At 73.1% G+C, this 15,140-nt stretch carries 16 protein-coding genes; 6 read left to right on the top strand and 10 right to left on the bottom strand.

Annotation, left to right across the window (positions count from 1 at the left end):
- Nucleotides 1–99: 99 nt before the first annotated feature.
- Together MHY49_RS04815 and MHY49_RS04810 are read right to left on the bottom strand one after the other, a co-directional pair.
- Entirely contained in the window at nucleotides 100–588 is a 489-nt protein-coding gene (locus MHY49_RS04815) for a low molecular weight protein-tyrosine-phosphatase (RefSeq protein ID WP_239202949.1), read from the bottom strand.
- Complete coding sequence (locus tag MHY49_RS04810; protein ID WP_200501311.1) at nucleotides 585–938, bottom strand: GNAT family N-acetyltransferase; 354 nt, start codon at nucleotides 936–938, stop codon at nucleotides 585–587. Before MHY49_RS04810 ends, MHY49_RS04815 begins: the two co-directional genes overlap by 4 nt.
- A gap of 25 nt (nucleotides 939–963) precedes the next feature.
- On the opposite strand from MHY49_RS04810, the gene MHY49_RS04805 reads away from it, so the two are divergent.
- Together MHY49_RS04805 and MHY49_RS04800 are read left to right on the top strand one after the other, a co-directional pair.
- On the top strand, nucleotides 964–1,329 hold the full coding sequence (locus MHY49_RS04805) for a DUF952 domain-containing protein (protein ID WP_152353396.1): 366 nt from the start codon (nucleotides 964–966) through the stop codon (nucleotides 1,327–1,329).
- A 56-nt stretch (nucleotides 1,330–1,385) separates the two neighbouring features.
- Nucleotides 1,386–2,006 (top strand): L-threonylcarbamoyladenylate synthase, encoded by a 621-nt coding sequence (locus MHY49_RS04800; RefSeq protein ID WP_228358723.1) that lies wholly within the window; start codon nucleotides 1,386–1,388, stop codon nucleotides 2,004–2,006.
- 19 nt (nucleotides 2,007–2,025) lie between these two features.
- On the opposite strand, the gene MHY49_RS04795 is transcribed toward MHY49_RS04800, so the two are convergent.
- The 3 genes from MHY49_RS04795 to MHY49_RS04785 form a co-directional block, all read right to left on the bottom strand.
- Nucleotides 2,026–3,420 (bottom strand): MFS transporter, encoded by a 1,395-nt coding sequence (locus MHY49_RS04795; RefSeq protein WP_239202948.1) that lies wholly within the window; start codon nucleotides 3,418–3,420, stop codon nucleotides 2,026–2,028.
- A 186-nt stretch (nucleotides 3,421–3,606) separates the two neighbouring features.
- The gene (locus tag MHY49_RS04790; RefSeq protein ID WP_200501313.1) at nucleotides 3,607–3,843 is read right to left on the bottom strand and encodes a hypothetical protein; all 237 of its coding nucleotides are present in this window, start codon (nucleotides 3,841–3,843) and stop codon (nucleotides 3,607–3,609) included.
- 32 nt (nucleotides 3,844–3,875) lie between these two features.
- The gene (locus tag MHY49_RS04785; RefSeq protein ID WP_239202947.1) at nucleotides 3,876–4,622 is read right to left on the bottom strand and encodes a gamma-glutamyl-gamma-aminobutyrate hydrolase family protein; all 747 of its coding nucleotides are present in this window, start codon (nucleotides 4,620–4,622) and stop codon (nucleotides 3,876–3,878) included.
- 460 nt (nucleotides 4,623–5,082) lie between these two features.
- On the opposite strand from MHY49_RS04785, the gene MHY49_RS04780 reads away from it, so the two are divergent.
- Nucleotides 5,083–5,262: a hypothetical protein gene (locus tag MHY49_RS04780; RefSeq protein ID WP_239202946.1), complete on the top strand. Its 180-nt coding sequence runs from the start codon at nucleotides 5,083–5,085 to the stop codon at nucleotides 5,260–5,262.
- Nucleotides 5,263–5,321: 59 nt separating this feature from the next.
- Here the strand turns inward: MHY49_RS04780 and MHY49_RS04775 are convergent, their stop codons facing one another.
- The 5 genes from MHY49_RS04775 to gcvT form a co-directional block, all read right to left on the bottom strand.
- Nucleotides 5,322–6,467, bottom strand: coding sequence for a glycosyltransferase family 1 protein (locus tag MHY49_RS04775; RefSeq protein WP_239202945.1), 1,146 nt, complete (start codon nucleotides 6,465–6,467; stop codon nucleotides 5,322–5,324).
- A 152-nt stretch (nucleotides 6,468–6,619) separates the two neighbouring features.
- Complete coding sequence (locus MHY49_RS04770; protein ID WP_239202944.1) at nucleotides 6,620–7,831, bottom strand: cobalamin-independent methionine synthase II family protein; 1,212 nt, start codon at nucleotides 7,829–7,831, stop codon at nucleotides 6,620–6,622.
- Between the two features lie 108 nt (nucleotides 7,832–7,939).
- Entirely contained in the window at nucleotides 7,940–10,987 is a 3,048-nt protein-coding gene (gene gcvP / locus MHY49_RS04765) for an aminomethyl-transferring glycine dehydrogenase (protein ID WP_239202943.1), read from the bottom strand.
- Between the two features lie 166 nt (nucleotides 10,988–11,153).
- A complete protein-coding gene (gene gcvH, locus MHY49_RS04760; protein ID WP_239202942.1) occupies nucleotides 11,154–11,525 on the bottom strand; it encodes a glycine cleavage system protein GcvH in 372 nt (123 codons plus the stop codon).
- Between the two features lie 52 nt (nucleotides 11,526–11,577).
- Nucleotides 11,578–12,702, bottom strand: a complete 1,125-nt coding sequence (gene gcvT, locus MHY49_RS04755) for a glycine cleavage system aminomethyltransferase GcvT (RefSeq protein WP_228358730.1) — start codon at nucleotides 12,700–12,702, stop codon at nucleotides 11,578–11,580.
- Nucleotides 12,703–12,823: 121 nt separating this feature from the next.
- On the opposite strand from gcvT, the gene MHY49_RS04750 reads away from it, so the two are divergent.
- The 3 genes from MHY49_RS04750 to MHY49_RS04740 all read left to right on the top strand — a co-directional run bounded on the left by MHY49_RS04750 (nucleotide 12,824) and on the right by MHY49_RS04740 (nucleotide 15,127).
- Entirely contained in the window at nucleotides 12,824–13,399 is a 576-nt protein-coding gene (locus MHY49_RS04750; protein WP_200501320.1) for a GNAT family N-acetyltransferase, read from the top strand.
- 103 nt (nucleotides 13,400–13,502) lie between these two features.
- A complete protein-coding gene (locus MHY49_RS04745; RefSeq protein WP_239202940.1) occupies nucleotides 13,503–14,360 on the top strand; it encodes an aldo/keto reductase in 858 nt (285 codons plus the stop codon).
- On the top strand, nucleotides 14,357–15,127 hold the full coding sequence (locus MHY49_RS04740) for a Sir2 family NAD-dependent protein deacetylase (protein WP_239202939.1): 771 nt from the start codon (nucleotides 14,357–14,359) through the stop codon (nucleotides 15,125–15,127). Before MHY49_RS04745 ends, MHY49_RS04740 begins: the two co-directional genes overlap by 4 nt.
- Nucleotides 15,128–15,140 lie beyond the last annotated feature (13 nt).

Below are 15,140 nucleotides of genomic sequence, written 5' to 3'. Positions count from 1 at the left end.
GGATCTCATGCGGGCGCAGGATGCGGGGCGGGCGATGTCCGGCCCGGACGGACGCTGTGCGGCGCGGGCGGACGCTGTGCGGCGCGGGGCGGCGAGGGCTCAGCCGCGGCCCGGGAGGTGCCCGCGCACGTGCTCGACGATGCCCCGGGAGGCGGCCTCGATCTTGCGCGCGGTGTCCTCGAAGTCGCTGCTGTCGCCGTACCAGGGGTCGCGGATGCCCAGGTCCTCCGGGGCCTCGGGATCGAACTCGCGCAGCATGTGGAGGCGACCGGAGACGCCGCGCCCGCCGATCCGCTCGAGCGGCCCGACGTGATCGTGGTCCAGGGCCAGCACCAGGTCCACGTCGCGCAGCTCCTCCGGGGTGACCTGGCGCGCCCGGTGGCCCGAAGGGTCGAATCCGAGCTCGCGCAGCTTCGCCCCGGCCCGAGGATCGATGGGTTCGCCGGTCTCCCAGCTCGTGGTGCCCGCGGAGGAGATCTCGACCTGGTCGGCCAGGCCCTCGTCCTCGAAGGCGCCGCGCAGCATGTACTCGGCCATCGGCGAGCGGCAGATGTTGCCGGTGCACACGGTGATGATCCTGAAGGTCACGCGTCGCCCTCCCCCGGCTCGCGGCCGGCCTCATCGGTGGGACGCTGCGTCGAACGGGTCCCTTCGGGGTGCCGCTCGAGGTAGCCGCGGGCGAACCAGCAGGTCGCCTCGACGTCCAGACCCTCCTCCGCGGTCTCGGCGAGAGCCTCCCGCACGAGGGCGGTGCCGATGCCCTGGCCCCCGTGCTCCGGGGAGACGACTGTCGAGCGCAGGTCCCGCACGCCCTCCGCGCTGCCCGGGCCGTACTGGAGGACACCCACCAGGCGGTCGTCCAGCAGCGCCTCGAATCTCTCCCGGTCCGCCGCGTGCGCGATGCGCAGTCCCTCGACGATCCGTCCCCGTGCTCCCATGGGGCATCACGGTACACTGCCGGTCATGCCCGCGCCCCTGATCTGGCACATCACCGAACGCTCCTCCTGGGACGCGGCGGTGCCCACCGGGCGCTACACGTGCTCCACCCGCGGGCGCAGCCTCGCCGAGGTCGGCTTCATCCACGCCTCCTGGCCCGAGCAGATCTCGATGGTCGCCAAGCGCGTCTACCCGGATCGGCCGACGGACCTGGTGATCCTCGAGATCGACGTGCAGCGCGTGGAGGCCGCGGGCATCGCCGTGGACGTGGAGGAGGACTCCCGCGGCACCGGCCGCTCCTATCCGCACATCCGCGGCCCCGTGCCGATCAGCGCGGTGGTCCGCCTGCGCCGCACCAAGTGGCTGGGCCGGGAGTTCGTGGTCGTCGCCTGAGCGGGGCGCGTGAGAGGGCACTCCCCCGTCGGCCCCCGCCGGACGTAGCATCGGGCATGGCCCGATATCTCGACATCCATCCCGTGGACCCGCAGCCGCGCCTGATCGAGCAGACGGTGCGCGTGCTGCGCGACGGCGGGCTGATCGCCTACCCCACCGACTCCTGCTACGCCCTGGGCTGCGCCCTCGAGGCGCACGAGGGGCTCGAGCGCATCCGCCGCATCCGGCAGGTCGGCTCCGATCACGACTTCACGCTCGTCTGCTCGGACTTCGCACAGCTCTCGCAGTTCGTGCTGGTCTCCAACCCCACCTTCCGCCTGGTCAAGAACCTGACGCCGGGGCCCTACACGTTCATCCTGCGGGCCACCAAGGAGGTGCCCCGCAGGATGGCCCACCCGAAGAAGAAGACCGTGGGGGTGCGCATCCCCGACAGCCGCGTGGACCGGGCGCTCGTGGAGGCCCTCGGCGAGCCGATCGTCTCCTCGACGCTGCTGCTCCCGGGCGAGGAGACCCCGCCGTCGCAGGGCTGGCAGGTCCAGCAGGCGCTGGACCACCAGCTCGACGTGATCATCGACTCCGGGGACGTGGGCACAGAGCCCACGAGCGTCATCGACCTCACCGGTGACGTCGCCGAGATCCGACGCGAGGGCGCGGGGGACCTCTCGCTCCTGCAGTGAACCGCCCACCGCGGGCGTCTCAGGACTGCGCCTCTGCCTCCGTCGCCGGGGCCGCGCGCCCGGAGAGCACTCCGGCGAACACGAGGATCCCGAGCGCGTAGAGCGGCACGAGCCACAGCGCGAAGCGCAGGGTGAGCGCGTCGGCGAGGGCGCCGACGATCGGCGGCGTCACGAAGAAGCCGATGCGGGCGAACCAGCCGACGACGGTGATGCCGAGCCCGTGCGGGACCCCCTCCATCTCGTCGGCCGCGCGGAACGCCGCCGGGAACAGGGTCGCGATCCCCCAGCCGGCGCACGCGAAGCCGATCAGCGCCGTCGCCGGATGCGGGAAGATGAGCGCCATCGCCATGCCCGCGCCGCTGAGCAGCGCGCCGATCCGCGCGGTGCGGCGGTCGCCGAGGCGGTCCACCACGCCGTCGCCGAGGAAGCGGCCGACGGTCTGCGCGCCCTGCAGGGCCACGAAGGCGAGACCCGCGAGGAACGGCGTCGCCGCGAAGGTGTCGCGCATGAACAGGGCGCCCCAGGTGTTGCCGGCGTCCTCGGTCGCTCCCGCGAACACGAGCACGAGCCCCAGCGCCGCGATCAGCAGCAGCCCGCGCAGGGTGCTCGCGCGCGTCACCCCGCCGGCCGTCGTCGCGCCGGTTCCCGCTGTCGCGTCGGCGCCCGACGTCCCAGCTGCGCCCGACGTCGCGCCGGCAGTCTCCCCGACCACCGCCTCCTCCGTCGCCGCCGCTGGGGCCGCGGCGGAAGCGGCCGACGGGGCGGCGAGCCCCGCCTCGAGGGCCGCGGGCCGCCGTTCGGTGGAGTCGTGGCCGGTGAGGAGGAACCGCCTGCTGCCCAGGGCGAGGGACCCGAAGAGCACGAGGCCCACGAGGCCCTGGATCCACAGCGGCACCTCGAGCTGCGCGCAGACGGATCCGAGGATGCCGCCGGTGACGGCGCCGAGCGACCACCAGCCGTGATAGCTGTTGAGGATCGAGCGCCGGTACCGGCGCTCGACGCGCATGCCGTGGGCGTTCATCGAGACGTCGGTGATCGAGTCGCTCGCTGCGGCGAGGAACAGCGCGACCGCGAGCCACAGCCAGGTCGCCGAGGTGTAGACGAGCAGGTGGACGGTGCTCGCGACGACCTGGAAGGCGACCGCCACCCTCGCCGAGCCGAAGCGGGCCATGAGCGGGGCCGCCAGCAGCCCGGCGGCGAGCCCGCCGATCGGCCCCAGACCCACGGCCAGGCCGAAGGACCCGTTGGACAGTCCGATGGACTCCACGAGCTGCGGGTAGCGCGGGAGGATCGCGCAGAACGACGCCCCGTTGAGGAAGAAGATCAGCGAGACCGCCCAGCGCGCGCGGCGGGCGTCGGCGGCGACGGGCGCACGGGGCGGGCGGGTCTGGCGCGAGGAGCGGGACGAGGTCACGGTCACCCAGGTTTCCGGATCGGTGCGGCGCGGGACGAGGGGAGGGGGCGAAGACGGGCGGGACGAGGACGGGCCCCGCTCTCCGACGGCGGAGAGCGGGGCCCGTCGGCGCGGTGCGGGGCCCTGCTGCGGGCCATGGCCCTGCGGCGGGCGCCGCGCGCGGTCAGCGGTGGCGCGGCTGCGGACTCAGCGCAGCAGCGCGGGTATCGCCTGGAAGGCGAGGAACAGGGAGAGGATGCACATGAGCAGCCCGATCACGAAGAGGAACCACGCGATCGTGTAGAGGCTCATGACCCACAGGCCGGCGATGAACAGGCCGAACACGACGATGAACAGCACCCACGTCACCACGGGGTTGTGGGTGGAGGGCGTGCTGGCCTCCTCGCTGGGCTGCTGCGTGTGCGGGTCGGTGGCGGAGCTCATCATTCCTCCAGGGGGTACGGCGGGGACGTCCCTCATCCTAGACCAGCACGGGCCCCGTCCGCGCATGCGGGCACGCTGCCGATCGCGGTGACGAGCGCCTCGAACAGCCCGTCGCCCTCGCGGTCGAGCTCGGGGTGCCACTGGACGGCCAGCACCGGCGATCCGGCGATCGCCTCGAGGGCGAGCGGGAGCCCGCTCGCGTGGTGGGCGACGGCGCGCAGGCCCTCGCCCACGGTGCGCACGCCCTGGTGGTGGAACGCGGTGACCTCGGGGCGGGTGCCGACGGCGAGCGCCGTGTCGCTCGCCGCATCCACCTCGACCTCGACGCGGGTGGGCCGCTCCCCGGTCACGGGGTGCTGCGGGAGGTCCGCGGGAAGGTGCTGGTGGAGGTCCCCGCCCTCGGCGACCGTGATGATCTGCAGACCGCGGCAGATGCCCAGGACCGGCAGGCCCACGCGGCGGGCCGCCTGGTAGAGCGCGGTCTCGAAGGCGTCGCGCTCCGGGGCGGGAGTCATGTCGGTGTCACGGACCTCGGCGCCGTACAGCGCGGGGTCGAGATCGGCGCCGCCGCTGAGGACGATGCCGTCGAGCTCGGCGAGCTCCTCGTCGGTCCACGCGTCCTGCGGGGCGAGGATCACGGGCCGCGCGCCGGCACGGCGGATCGCCTCGACGTAGTGCTCGGTGAGCACCACCGACTCGTGGCCCTCCCAGGCGCCGGACATCAGGCGGGACGTCCCAGCGGTCACGCCGATGAGCGGGCGACGAGTGCGCTCGGCCATGAGAGGTCCTTCCTGTCCGATGCCGGTGTCCGGCGATCCCGATGCTGTGGCGCCGGCCCCGGTCGGGCCGACGGAGTCCATATCACTCCCCCGCGCGGCGCCCGGTCCACGTGTGTGGCCGAATGTGACGGGCTCTGGTAGGAATCCCCCATGACGCCCGACCATCCGGATCCCTCCTCCGTCCTGGACCGGCCCGAGGTGCTCGTCATCGAGCACGAGACGGACTGCCCTCCCGCGGTGCTCGCCGAGGTGCTCGAGGCCGAGGGCGTGACCCTGCGCCTCGTGCGCGCGCACCGCGGCGATCAGGTGCCGGACGATCTGCGCGGCGTCGAGGGGCTCGTGGTGCTCGGCGGCGGCATGGACGCCGACGACGACGCCGGCCATCCCTGGTTCCCGGCTGCTCGCCTCCGGGACCGACGGCGCCGTCCAGGCCTTCGTCACCGAGGACCTCGCGTGGGGCGTGCAGTTCCACCCCGAGGCGACGCCCGAGGTCGTGGGCCGTTGGGCGGAGACGAGCGATCTGCTGCCCGAGGGCGTGACGCCCGCGCAGGCCGCGGCGGCCGTCGAGGCGGCGCAGGGGCCGCGCGAGAGCTGGCGGGCGCTGCTCGCGGCCTTCGCCCGCGTCGTCCGCGGCGACTGACGCCGCGGCGCGGGCGCAGGGCCCCGTGCGCTGGTCCCCGTGCGCTCGGCCCCTCGCGCTCAGCCCAGGGCGAGCACTCCGGCGTTGGCGAGGATGGCCTGCTCGTAGTGGCCGCGCAGCTGGTCGGCGAGCGCGCTCCAGGAGCGCTCCCGCACGGACTCGAGCGCGGCGCGGCCCATGGCCTCGCGCTTGGCGTCGTCGAACAGCAGGTCGGCGGTGCGGGCACGCAGCTCGGCGAGGTCGCCGGGCGCGTACAGCCAGCCCGTGCGGCTGGGGTCGATGAGGTCGATCGGCCCGCCGGCGCGCGGAGCGATGGCGGGCAGGCCCGAGGCCATCGCCTCCTGAATGGTCTGGCAGAAGGTCTCATGCTCGCCGGGGTGTATGAACAGGTCGGCGCTCGCGAGATGGGCGGCCAGGTCGGCGCCGCGGCGGAAGCCCACGAAGCGGGCGCGCGGCATGGCCTGCTCGAGATCGGCGCGCTCGGGCCCGTCGCCCACGATCATCAGGCGCACCCCGGGCATGTCATGGATGACGCGCAGGTCGCGCACCTGCTTCTCGGGCGCCAGGCGCCCCACGTAGGCGACGACCCTCTCCGTGGGATCCGCGAGCTCTGCGCGGAGGGCCCGGGAGCGGGCCGTCGGGCGGAACTGCTCGGTGTCCACGCCGCGGCCCCAGAGCCGGATGCGCGAGATCTGGTGGGCGGCGAGCAGATCGCGCGAGGCGGTCGACGGGGCGAGGGTCAGGGTCGCGCGCTGGTGGAGGTCGCGCAGGATCTGCCAGCAGGCGTTCTCGAGGAAGGGCAGTCCGTAGGCGGCGGCGAAGCCGGGCACGTCGGTCTGGTAGACGGCGACCACGGGCAGGTCGAGCTGGCGGGCGGCGATCACGGCGCGCCCACCCAGCACGATCGGGGAGGCGAGATGGACGACGTCGGGCGCGTGGGCGGCGATGGTGCGTCGCAGGGAGGTCGCGCTCACGGTCGCCACACGGATCCCGGGATAGCCCGGGAGCGGCAGGGACGGCACCTCGTGGATGGGCACCCTCGCGCCGCAGGCGGTGGTCAGGGAGTCCGGGGCGCCCGCGTGGTGGGGCGCGATCACGGAGACGTCGTCCCCGCGGGCTGTCAGCTGGTCGGCCATGTGCAGGACGGAGCCGGTCACGCCGCTCATGTGCGGCAGGAACGTCTCGGCGATCACGAGTATCCTCACGCGCTCAGCGTGTCCCGCAGTGGGATACCGCAGGACACGCCGGCGTGACGTGTCGGCGACGTTCATGCGAACGTCGACCGAGGATCGGACCGGTCCGGACCGGGTCGGTGCCGACCGGACAGCGTGATCGGACGAACCGGGTCGGGCGGCCCTCAGAGCCTCGCGGAGGCGATCGCGGCGCCCTGCACGAGGGAGTCGAGCTTGGCCCAGGCGATGTCCGGGTGGATGCGCCCGCCCAGCCCGCAGTCGGTCGAGGCGATCACGCGCTCGGGGCCGACGAGCTTCGCGAAGCGCTCGATGCGCTGGGCGACCAGCTCGGGGTGCTCGACCACGTTGGTGGAGTGGGAGACGATGCCGGGGACGATGACCTTGTCCGCGGGCAGCTCGAGGTCCTCCCACACGGTCCACTCGTGCTCGTGGCGCACGTTCGCGGCCTCGAAGCTGAAGTACTTGGCGTTGATCTCGAGCATCGTGGGCGCGAGGTGCGCGAACTCGAGGTCGGTGGTGTGGGGGCCGTGCCAGGAGCCCCAGCACAGGTGGAAGCGGACCTGCTCGGCGGGGATGCCCTCGAGGGCGCGGTTGACCGCGTCGACGCGCTTGCGGGTGAAGGCGAGGTAGTCCTCGACGGTGGGCTCGGGGTTGATCTGGTCGAAGTTCTCGGCGATCGAGGGGTCGTCGATCTGCAGCAGCAGCCCGGCGTCGGCGATGGCGCGGTACTCGGGGCGCATGACCTCGACCCAGGCGTCGAGGAAGGCGTCGACGTCGCCGTAGTGGTCGTCCTGGATGCGGCTGCCCGATCCGGGCGAGAGGGTGTTGAGGAATCCCTGCTCGATGCCGTGCGCGCCGAGCGCCTCGCGCAGGTTCGCGGCGTCCTGGGCGACCAGCTCGCGTCCGAGGTCGGTGAAGGCGACCTCGCCGGTCGCCGCGGGGAAGACGTGCTGCTCGCCGAGCGAGATCCCGGAGGCCGGGTCGGCGTAGGCGTCGGCGAAGCGCACCCAGTCGCGGCGGTCCGCGAAGGAGGTCAGGCGCACGTCGCCGGGCGCAGAGCGCACGGGCTCCTGGCTGCGGTGGTCCACCCCCGTGATCTGCAGTCCGCTCACGCGGTCGAAGATGTAGCTCCACCAGGTGCCGTAGTTGTAGGCCGATCCCATGGCGTGGCCGTACTCGCCGTCGTTGGGCACGGAGATGCCCACGCGCTGCTGGCGCGCGACGATGTCGTCGACCGCGGAGGCGAGGATCTGGCGGAACTCGTCGGTGATGATCGGGGTGACGCCGTCATCGGCGACCTCGCGCCGCGCATTGGCCTCGATGAGCTCGGGGGTGCGCGGGAGGGAGCCGGCGTGGGAGGTGAGGATCTCGGTCATGACCGCAGGCTACGGGTGCCCGCGCCCTCGGCCGAAACCGGATGACACGCAGGTTCATGCGGCCGTCGACGGCCGACGTCGGACGCGGGATCGCGGAATCGCGGCGTCTCAGGAATCCGCGTAGGCCTCGGGGCTCTGGCAGGTGCACACGAGGTTGCGGTCGCCGTAGGCCTGGTCGACGCGGCGCACCGGCGGCCAGTACTTCGCGGCGATCCGCATCTGCACGCTGTCGTGGCGACGGCTCTGCGCGATGTCCTCCCGCGAGGCGTGCACGCCCGGGTAGACGGCGATCTCCCGCGAGTAGGGGTGCGCCCAGTCGTCCCGGGCGATCGCCTGCGCGGTGTGCGGCGCGTTCACCAGCGGGTTGTCGTCCTTCGGCCAGGCGCCGGAGGCGACCTGCTCGGCCTCCTCGGCGATCATCAGCATCGCGTCGACGAAGCGGTCCAGCTCCGGCAGGTCCTCGGACTCGGTGGGCTCGACCATGAGCGTCCCCGCCACGGGGAAGGACATCGTGGGCGCGTGGAAGCCGTAGTCGATGAGGCGCTTGGCGACGTCGTCGACGGTGATCCCGGTGCGCGCGGTGAAGGGGCGCAGGTCCAGGATGCACTCGTGGGCGACGAGCCCGTTCTCCCCGCGGTAGAGGATGTCGAAGACGTCCTTCAGGCGCGCGGCGACGTAGTTCGCGGCGAGCACCGCTGAGGCCGTGGCGTGCCGCAGACCCGCCCCGCCCATCAGGCGGATGTACGCCCACGGGATCGGCAGGATCGAGGGCGAGCCGTAGGGGGCCTGGGACACCGGTGCGCCGCCGTGGACGGTCGCGGGGTGCCCGGCCACGTAGTGCTCGGGGTTCTGCATGAGCGGATGGCCAGGCAGGAACGGCGCGAGGTGCGCCTTGGCCGCGACGGGGCCGACGCCCGGGCCGCCTCCCCCGTGGGGGATGCAGAAGGTCTTGTGGAGGTTCAGATGGGAGACGTCGCCGCCGAACTCGCCGGGGCGGGCGACCTCGACCATGGCGTTCATGTTCGCGCCGTCGACGTAGACCTGGCCTCCCGCGTCGTGCACGAGCTCGCAGACGGTGCGCACCTGCTGCTCGTAGACGCCGTGGGTGGAGGGGTAGGTGATCATGATCGCGGCGAGCTCGTCGCCGTGGTCCTTGATCTTCTGCTGGAGGTCGTCGACCTCCACGTTGCCCTCGGCGTCCGAGGCCACGACCACGACCCGCAGACCCGCGAGGACCGCGGAGGCCGCGTTGGTGCCGTGGGCGCTCGCGGGCACGAGGCACACGGTGCGCTCGGAGTCGCCGCGCGAGAGGTGATAGGCGCGGATCGCGAGCAGACCCGCGTACTCGCCCTGGGAGCCGGCGTTCGGCTGCAGGGACACGGTGTCGTAACCGGTGATGTCGGCGAGGAAGCGCTCGAGGGAGTCGATGAGCTCGAGGTATCCCTCGACGTCCTCGCGCGGGGCGAAGGGGTGCACGGCGGCGAACTCGGGCCAGGTGATCGCGCTCATCTCGACGGCCGCGTTGAGCTTCATGGTGCACGAGCCCAGCGGGATCATGCCGCGGTCCAGCGCGTAGTCCTGGTCGGAGAGGCGCCGCAGGTAGCGCATGAGAGCGGTCTCGGAATGGAAGGAGGAGAACACCGGGTCGGCGAGGCAGGCGCTCGTGCGGTGCAGCTCGGCGGGCCAGCCCGCGCCGATCTCCGGGAGCCCGTCCTCGTCGACCGCCTGCGAGGAGCCCGACCCGTCGGCCGCAGCCTCGGTCGACGCGTCGGAGACGGGCGCGTCGGGGAGCGAGGACTCCGCGGGGGCGAAGCCGTCGAGGACGCCGACGAGGGCCTCGAGGTCACCGGCGTCGGTGGTCTCGTCGAGGCTCAGGCGCAGGGTGTCCGCGTCGACGACGCGGACGAGGTAGCCGGTCTCGGCGAGCGCCGCGGCGATCTCCTCGGCGCGGCCGGCGACGCCGACGGTGAGGGTGTCGAAGAAGGCGTCGTGCGCGAGGGGGAAGCCGCTGCGGGAGAGCGCGGAGGCGAGGTCCGCGGTGCGCGCGGCGACCTGCCGGGCGATGCGGCGCAGCCCGTCGGGCCCGTGATGGACCGCGTACATCGAGGCCATCACGGCCAGCAGCACCTGGGCGGTGCAGATGTTGCTGGTGGCCTTCTCACGGCGGATGTGCTGCTCGCGGGTCTGCAGGGCCAGGCGCAGCGCAGGATTGCCCTCGGCGTCCTGGGAGACGCCGACGAGACGGCCCGGCAGCTGGCGCTCGAGGCCCTTGGCCACGGACATGAACCCGGCGTGGGGGCCGCCGAAGCCGAGCGGCACGCCGAAGCGCTGGGAGGAGCCGATGGCGACGTCCGCGCCGAGCTCCCCGGGCGGGGTGAGCAGGGTGAGGGCGAGCAGGTCGCTCGCGAGGATCATCTTGCCGCCCGCGGCGTGGACCGCCTCGGCGAGGGGCTGCGGGTCCCACACCAGTCCCGAGGCGGCGGGGTACTGGGCGAGCACGCCGAAGGCGCCGTCCTCGAGGGCCGCGGCCGCGGAGGCCGGGTCCTTGAGGTCTGCACTGACGAGCTCGATGCCCACGGCCTCGGCGCGGCCGCGGACCACGGCCTCGGTCGCGGTGAACACGTCCTCGTCGATGACGAAGCGGGCGACCTTCGCGCGGGTCGCGCGGCGCGCCAGGAGCATCGCCTCGGCGGCGCTCGTGGCCTCGTCGAGCATCGAGGAGTTCGCGATCGGCAGGCCGGTGAGGTCGGCGATCACGGTCTGGTAGTTCAGCAGCGCCTCGAGGCGGCCCTGGGAGATCTCCGGCTGGTACGGCGTGTAGGCGGTGTACCAGGCGGGGTTCTCCAGGACGTTGCGCTGGATGGCCGCGGGGGTCACGGTGCCGTAGTACCCCTCCCCCAGCAGCGGCGTGCGCACCGTGTTGGCGCGCGCGAGCCCGCGCAGCTCGGAGAGCACCTCCGTCTCGGTCGCACCGTCGCCGAGGGCGTCGTCGGTGCGGGGATCCAGCAGGATCGTCCCGGGCACGGCGGCCTCGAGCAGGGCGTCGAGATCGGCGACGCCGACGGCCTCGAGCATGCGGCGCTGGGCGTCGGGGTCGGTCCCGACGTGGCGGTGGACGAAGGCGTCGTGGGGGAACGGGCTGGCGGTGCTGGTCATCGACGTGGGTCGCCTCATCGGGTGTCGCGGATGGGAGGGGTGCTGCGGTGCGGGGGGCCTGCACGGAGAGGGCCCGGCCCGGAAGGCCGACGGGCGGACCGAGGGAACGAGGGGCCCGTCGCCCGATGGTGGACGGGGCGACGCGGATGCGTCCCCGTCCGCCCGGTCACTCGCCGACGGAGTCCTTGTACTCGGCCTCGTTCATGAGGTCCGGGGGCAGGGAGAGGAAGGAGGCCTTGACGAGCCATCCGTCCTCGAACGGCGAGGAGTTCACGAGCTCCGGCGAGTCGACGACGGCCTGGTTGGCCTCGGTGACGGTGCCGTCGAGCGGGGCGAACAGGTCGGAGACGGACTTCGTGGACTCGATCTCGCCCATCTCGGTGCCGGCGCTGATGCTCGCGCCGACCTCGGGAAGATCGACGTAGACGACGTCGCCGAGCTGGCCGGCTGCGAAGTCGGTGACGCCGATGACGGCGATGCCGTCCTCGTCGACGCGGACCCATTCGTGGTCCTTGCTGTACAGGAGTTCGTTGCTCATGGTCGGTCCTTCCGGGACGGGGCGATGGTGGAGCAGAGGTCGGGAGCGGCAGTCAGGAGCGTCGGTAGAAGGGCAGGGCGGCGACCGTCGCGGGCAGGTCCTTGCCGCGCACGTCGATGATCACCTCGGTGCCCTCGGCGGCGGCCGACGGGTCGAGGTAGGCCATGGCGATGGGATGGCCGAGCGTCGGGGAGAGCACGCCGGACGTGATCTCGCCCAGGTCCTGGCCCTGTGCGTCCCGCACGCGGGCACCCGCGCGCCCGGCCCGTCGGCCCTCGGCGACCAGGCCCACGAGCACGGGCCTCCCGCTGGGGTCCGAGGCCTCGATGGCCGCGCGGCCCACGAAATCGCCCTTCGAGGTGAGAGCGACGACGCGCCCCATGCCCGCCTGGGCGGGGAGGGTGTCGCGACCCAGCTCGTGACCGTACAGCGGCATCCCGGCCTCCAGGCGCAGGGTGTCGCGGCTGGCGAGACCGCAGGGGGTGAGCTCGGCGCCGCCGGCGGCGACCACCGTGTCCCACAGGGCGCGGGCGTGGGAGGAGGGGACGTACAGCTCGAAGCCGTCCTCGCCGGTGTACCCGGTGCGGGCGACCAGCAGCTCCTCGCCCTCGAAGGTCCCCGCGAGCACGCGGTAGTACTTGAGCTCGGCGATCTCCTGGATGTTGACGCCGGTGCGCGCCCCCACGAGGGCCCGGGTGACGATGTCGGCGCTCGCGGGGCCCTGCACGGCGATGAGGGCGACGTCGGCGGAGCGGTCCTCGACCTGGACGTCGAGCCCCGCGCTGCGCTCGCGCAGCTGCGCGGCGACCACGTCGGCGTTGGAGGCGTTGGCGACCACGAGGAAGCGCTGCTCCCCCAGGCGGTAGACGATGAGGTCGTCGACGATCCCCCCGTCCTCGGTGAGCATCAGCGAGTACTTCGCACGACCCTCCGAGATGCCGGACAGCTTGCCGGCGAGCGCCCGGTCCAGGGCCTCTCCGGCCTCCGGGCCGACGAGCTCGATCTCCCCCATGTGGCTGAGGTCGAAGATGCCCGCGTGCTCGCGCACGGCCTTGTGCTCGGCCAGATCGGAGCTGTACCGCACGGGCATCTGCCATCCCGCGAAGTCCGTGAACGTCGCGCCCAGCTCCTCGTGCACGGCGTGCAGCGGGGTGGTGCGCTCCATGGCCTCGGGCATCTGCTCTCCTGATTCGTGCGGGGCTCTCCCTCGCAGGTGGGAGGGGTGAGCCGGGAGACTCGCGACCGCGTCATCGCGGCGCGGATCTCACTGTACCGGGGCGGGACGGTAGGCTGGCACGGTGACTCGGGAAGGTACGTGGGAATGGCCGATCACGATCCGCGGGCAGCGTGTCGTGATCCGCGCCCCGCACGACGGAGACCGGTCGGAGATGATCCGGCTGATGACCGATCCGATCACCCGCGAGTACCTCGGAGGCTCCGTCGACTACGCGTCCCGCCAGGCCCTCGAGCTGTCCCCGCTGGGGCTGAGCTGGGGGCACTGGGTGATCGACCGGGCCGACGACGAGGACCGCATGATCGGGTCCATCACCCTGGACTACGACCGCGGTGAGCTCGAGCTCTCCTATGCGCTGCTGCCCGAGGCCACCGGCCAGGGCCTGGCGGCGGCCTCGTGCCGCCAGCTGCTCGCCTGGGCGCAGGAGAACCTCGAGGACGACCACGTCATCGCCGTCACGCAGACCCGCAACAAGCGCAGCGTGTCCCTGCTGCAGCGCCTGGGCTTCACGGTGCGCCGCGGGCTCGAGGAGTTCGGCTCCCAGCAGCTGATGATGGAGCGCTCCCTGGAGACCGCCCTGCCCAGCGCCGAGGAGATCGCCGCTTTCGTCCCGCCCCACGCCCCCGCGTCCTGGCGCTGACCGCCGGCTCCCCCGCCGTCCGTCGCCCGCAGCCCCGCATATCACCCGCTCCACAGCACGTCACAGCACAGCACTGCACGACCCACCGACCCAGGAGGTCCCCATGAGCACGTCGTCCGCAGCAGCCGCCCCGTCGGCCCCCACCCGCACCCTCGCCGACGGGACCGAGATCCCGCTCATCGGCTTCGGGACCTCCTCGACCAAGGGCGTCGAGGGCGCCGAGGCGATCGCCGCGGCCCTGCGCGGCGGCTACCGGCTCATCGACACCGCCGCCCAGTACGGCAACGAGGCGGCCGTGGGCGAGGGTCTGCGCGCGAGCGGCCTCGATCCGGCCGACGTCTTCATCACCACGAAGGTCGCCGGCGGCGACCAGGGCCGCGAGGCCGCTCGCGGCGGGGTGCTCGAGTCCCTGCGCCGTCTGGGCCTGGACAGCGTCGACCTCGTCCTCATCCACTGGCCGAACCCCTCCCGCGGCCTGGCTCTGGACACCTGGCGCACCCTGCTGGACCTGCGCTCGGAGGGCCTGATCCGCCACGCGGGCGTCTCGAACTTCCGTCCTGATCAGCTGCAGGAGCTCTTCGACGCGACCGGCGAGTGGCCGGAGGTCAACCAGATCCAGCTCTCCCCCGCGCTCCAGCGCCACGACGCCGTCGCCTTCCACGACGAGCACGGCATCGTCACCGAGGCCTGGGGGCCGCTCGGCGGCCGCGAGGGACTCGGCGAGCAGTTCGCGATCCGGAAGGTGGCCGACAAGCACGGTGTCGCCGTCGCGCAGATCGCCCTGCGCTGGGCCGTCGACCAGGGCATCGTCGTGATCCCGAAGTCCGCGAACCCCGAGCGGCAGCGCACCAACCTCGACCTGGGCGCCGTGGCGCTGGACGACGAGGACCGCGCCCTGCTCGACACGCTGGACCTGGGCGAGGACGCCGCCTGGGACTCGAGGACCCACGAGGAGTGGTGACCCCCCGGTTCCGTCCGGACCCCTCGCAGCGGCTCGTCGTCCTCACCGGGGCGGGGCTCAGCGCCCGCACCGGGGTCGGCACCTTCCGCGGGCCCGACGGGCTCTGGGCGCTCTCGCCCGACCTCGAGAGCGCCATGCACGCCGATGCCCTGCCCGGATCCCTGCCCGCGCTGTGGCGCGTGTGGGGCGGGATGGCGAAGGTCGCGGCGGATCACGGGCCGACCCCCGGGCACTACGCGATCGCCCGCATGGGCGCGCCCGTGATCACCCAGAACGTGGACGGCCTGCACCAGGCGGCGGGGTCCCGCGACGTGAGCGAGCTGCACGGCCGCGCGTACGCGGCGGTCTGCATCGACCCCGACTGCACGTGGGAGGCCCCGCTGACGCCGGGCGACGGTGATCGCGCCGAGGACCACGGCGCGCCCTCCCGCTGTCCCGTGTGCGGGAGCCCGACCCGGCCCGACGTCGTGCTGTTCGACGAGATGCTCCCCGAGGCCGCGCTCTCGCGCGCGCAGGCCCTCGCGATCTCGGCCGACGTGTTCGCGGTGGTCGGCACCAGCGGCACCGTGTTCCCGGCCGCGGCGCTCGCCCCGCTCGCGCGCGAGCACGGTGCGACCACGGTGCTCATCGACATCGATCCTCCGCGGGACCCGTTCGCGCGGGCCGCCTTCGACCACGTGATCGCCGAGGACGCCCACCAGGTGCTCCCCGATTGGGAGAGCCATCGCGACGGGGCGACGAACCCTTTCCTCGAACCCTTCGGCTGAGCGCGGTCCCGGG

Source organism: Brachybacterium sp. ACRRE (genome assembly GCF_022346485.1).
GTDB classification, from domain to species: Bacteria; Actinomycetota; Actinomycetes; order Actinomycetales; family Dermabacteraceae; genus Brachybacterium; species Brachybacterium halotolerans.
The sequence above is the reverse complement of the archived record's forward strand: the minus strand, read 5'-3'. Positions and strand labels throughout refer to the sequence as shown.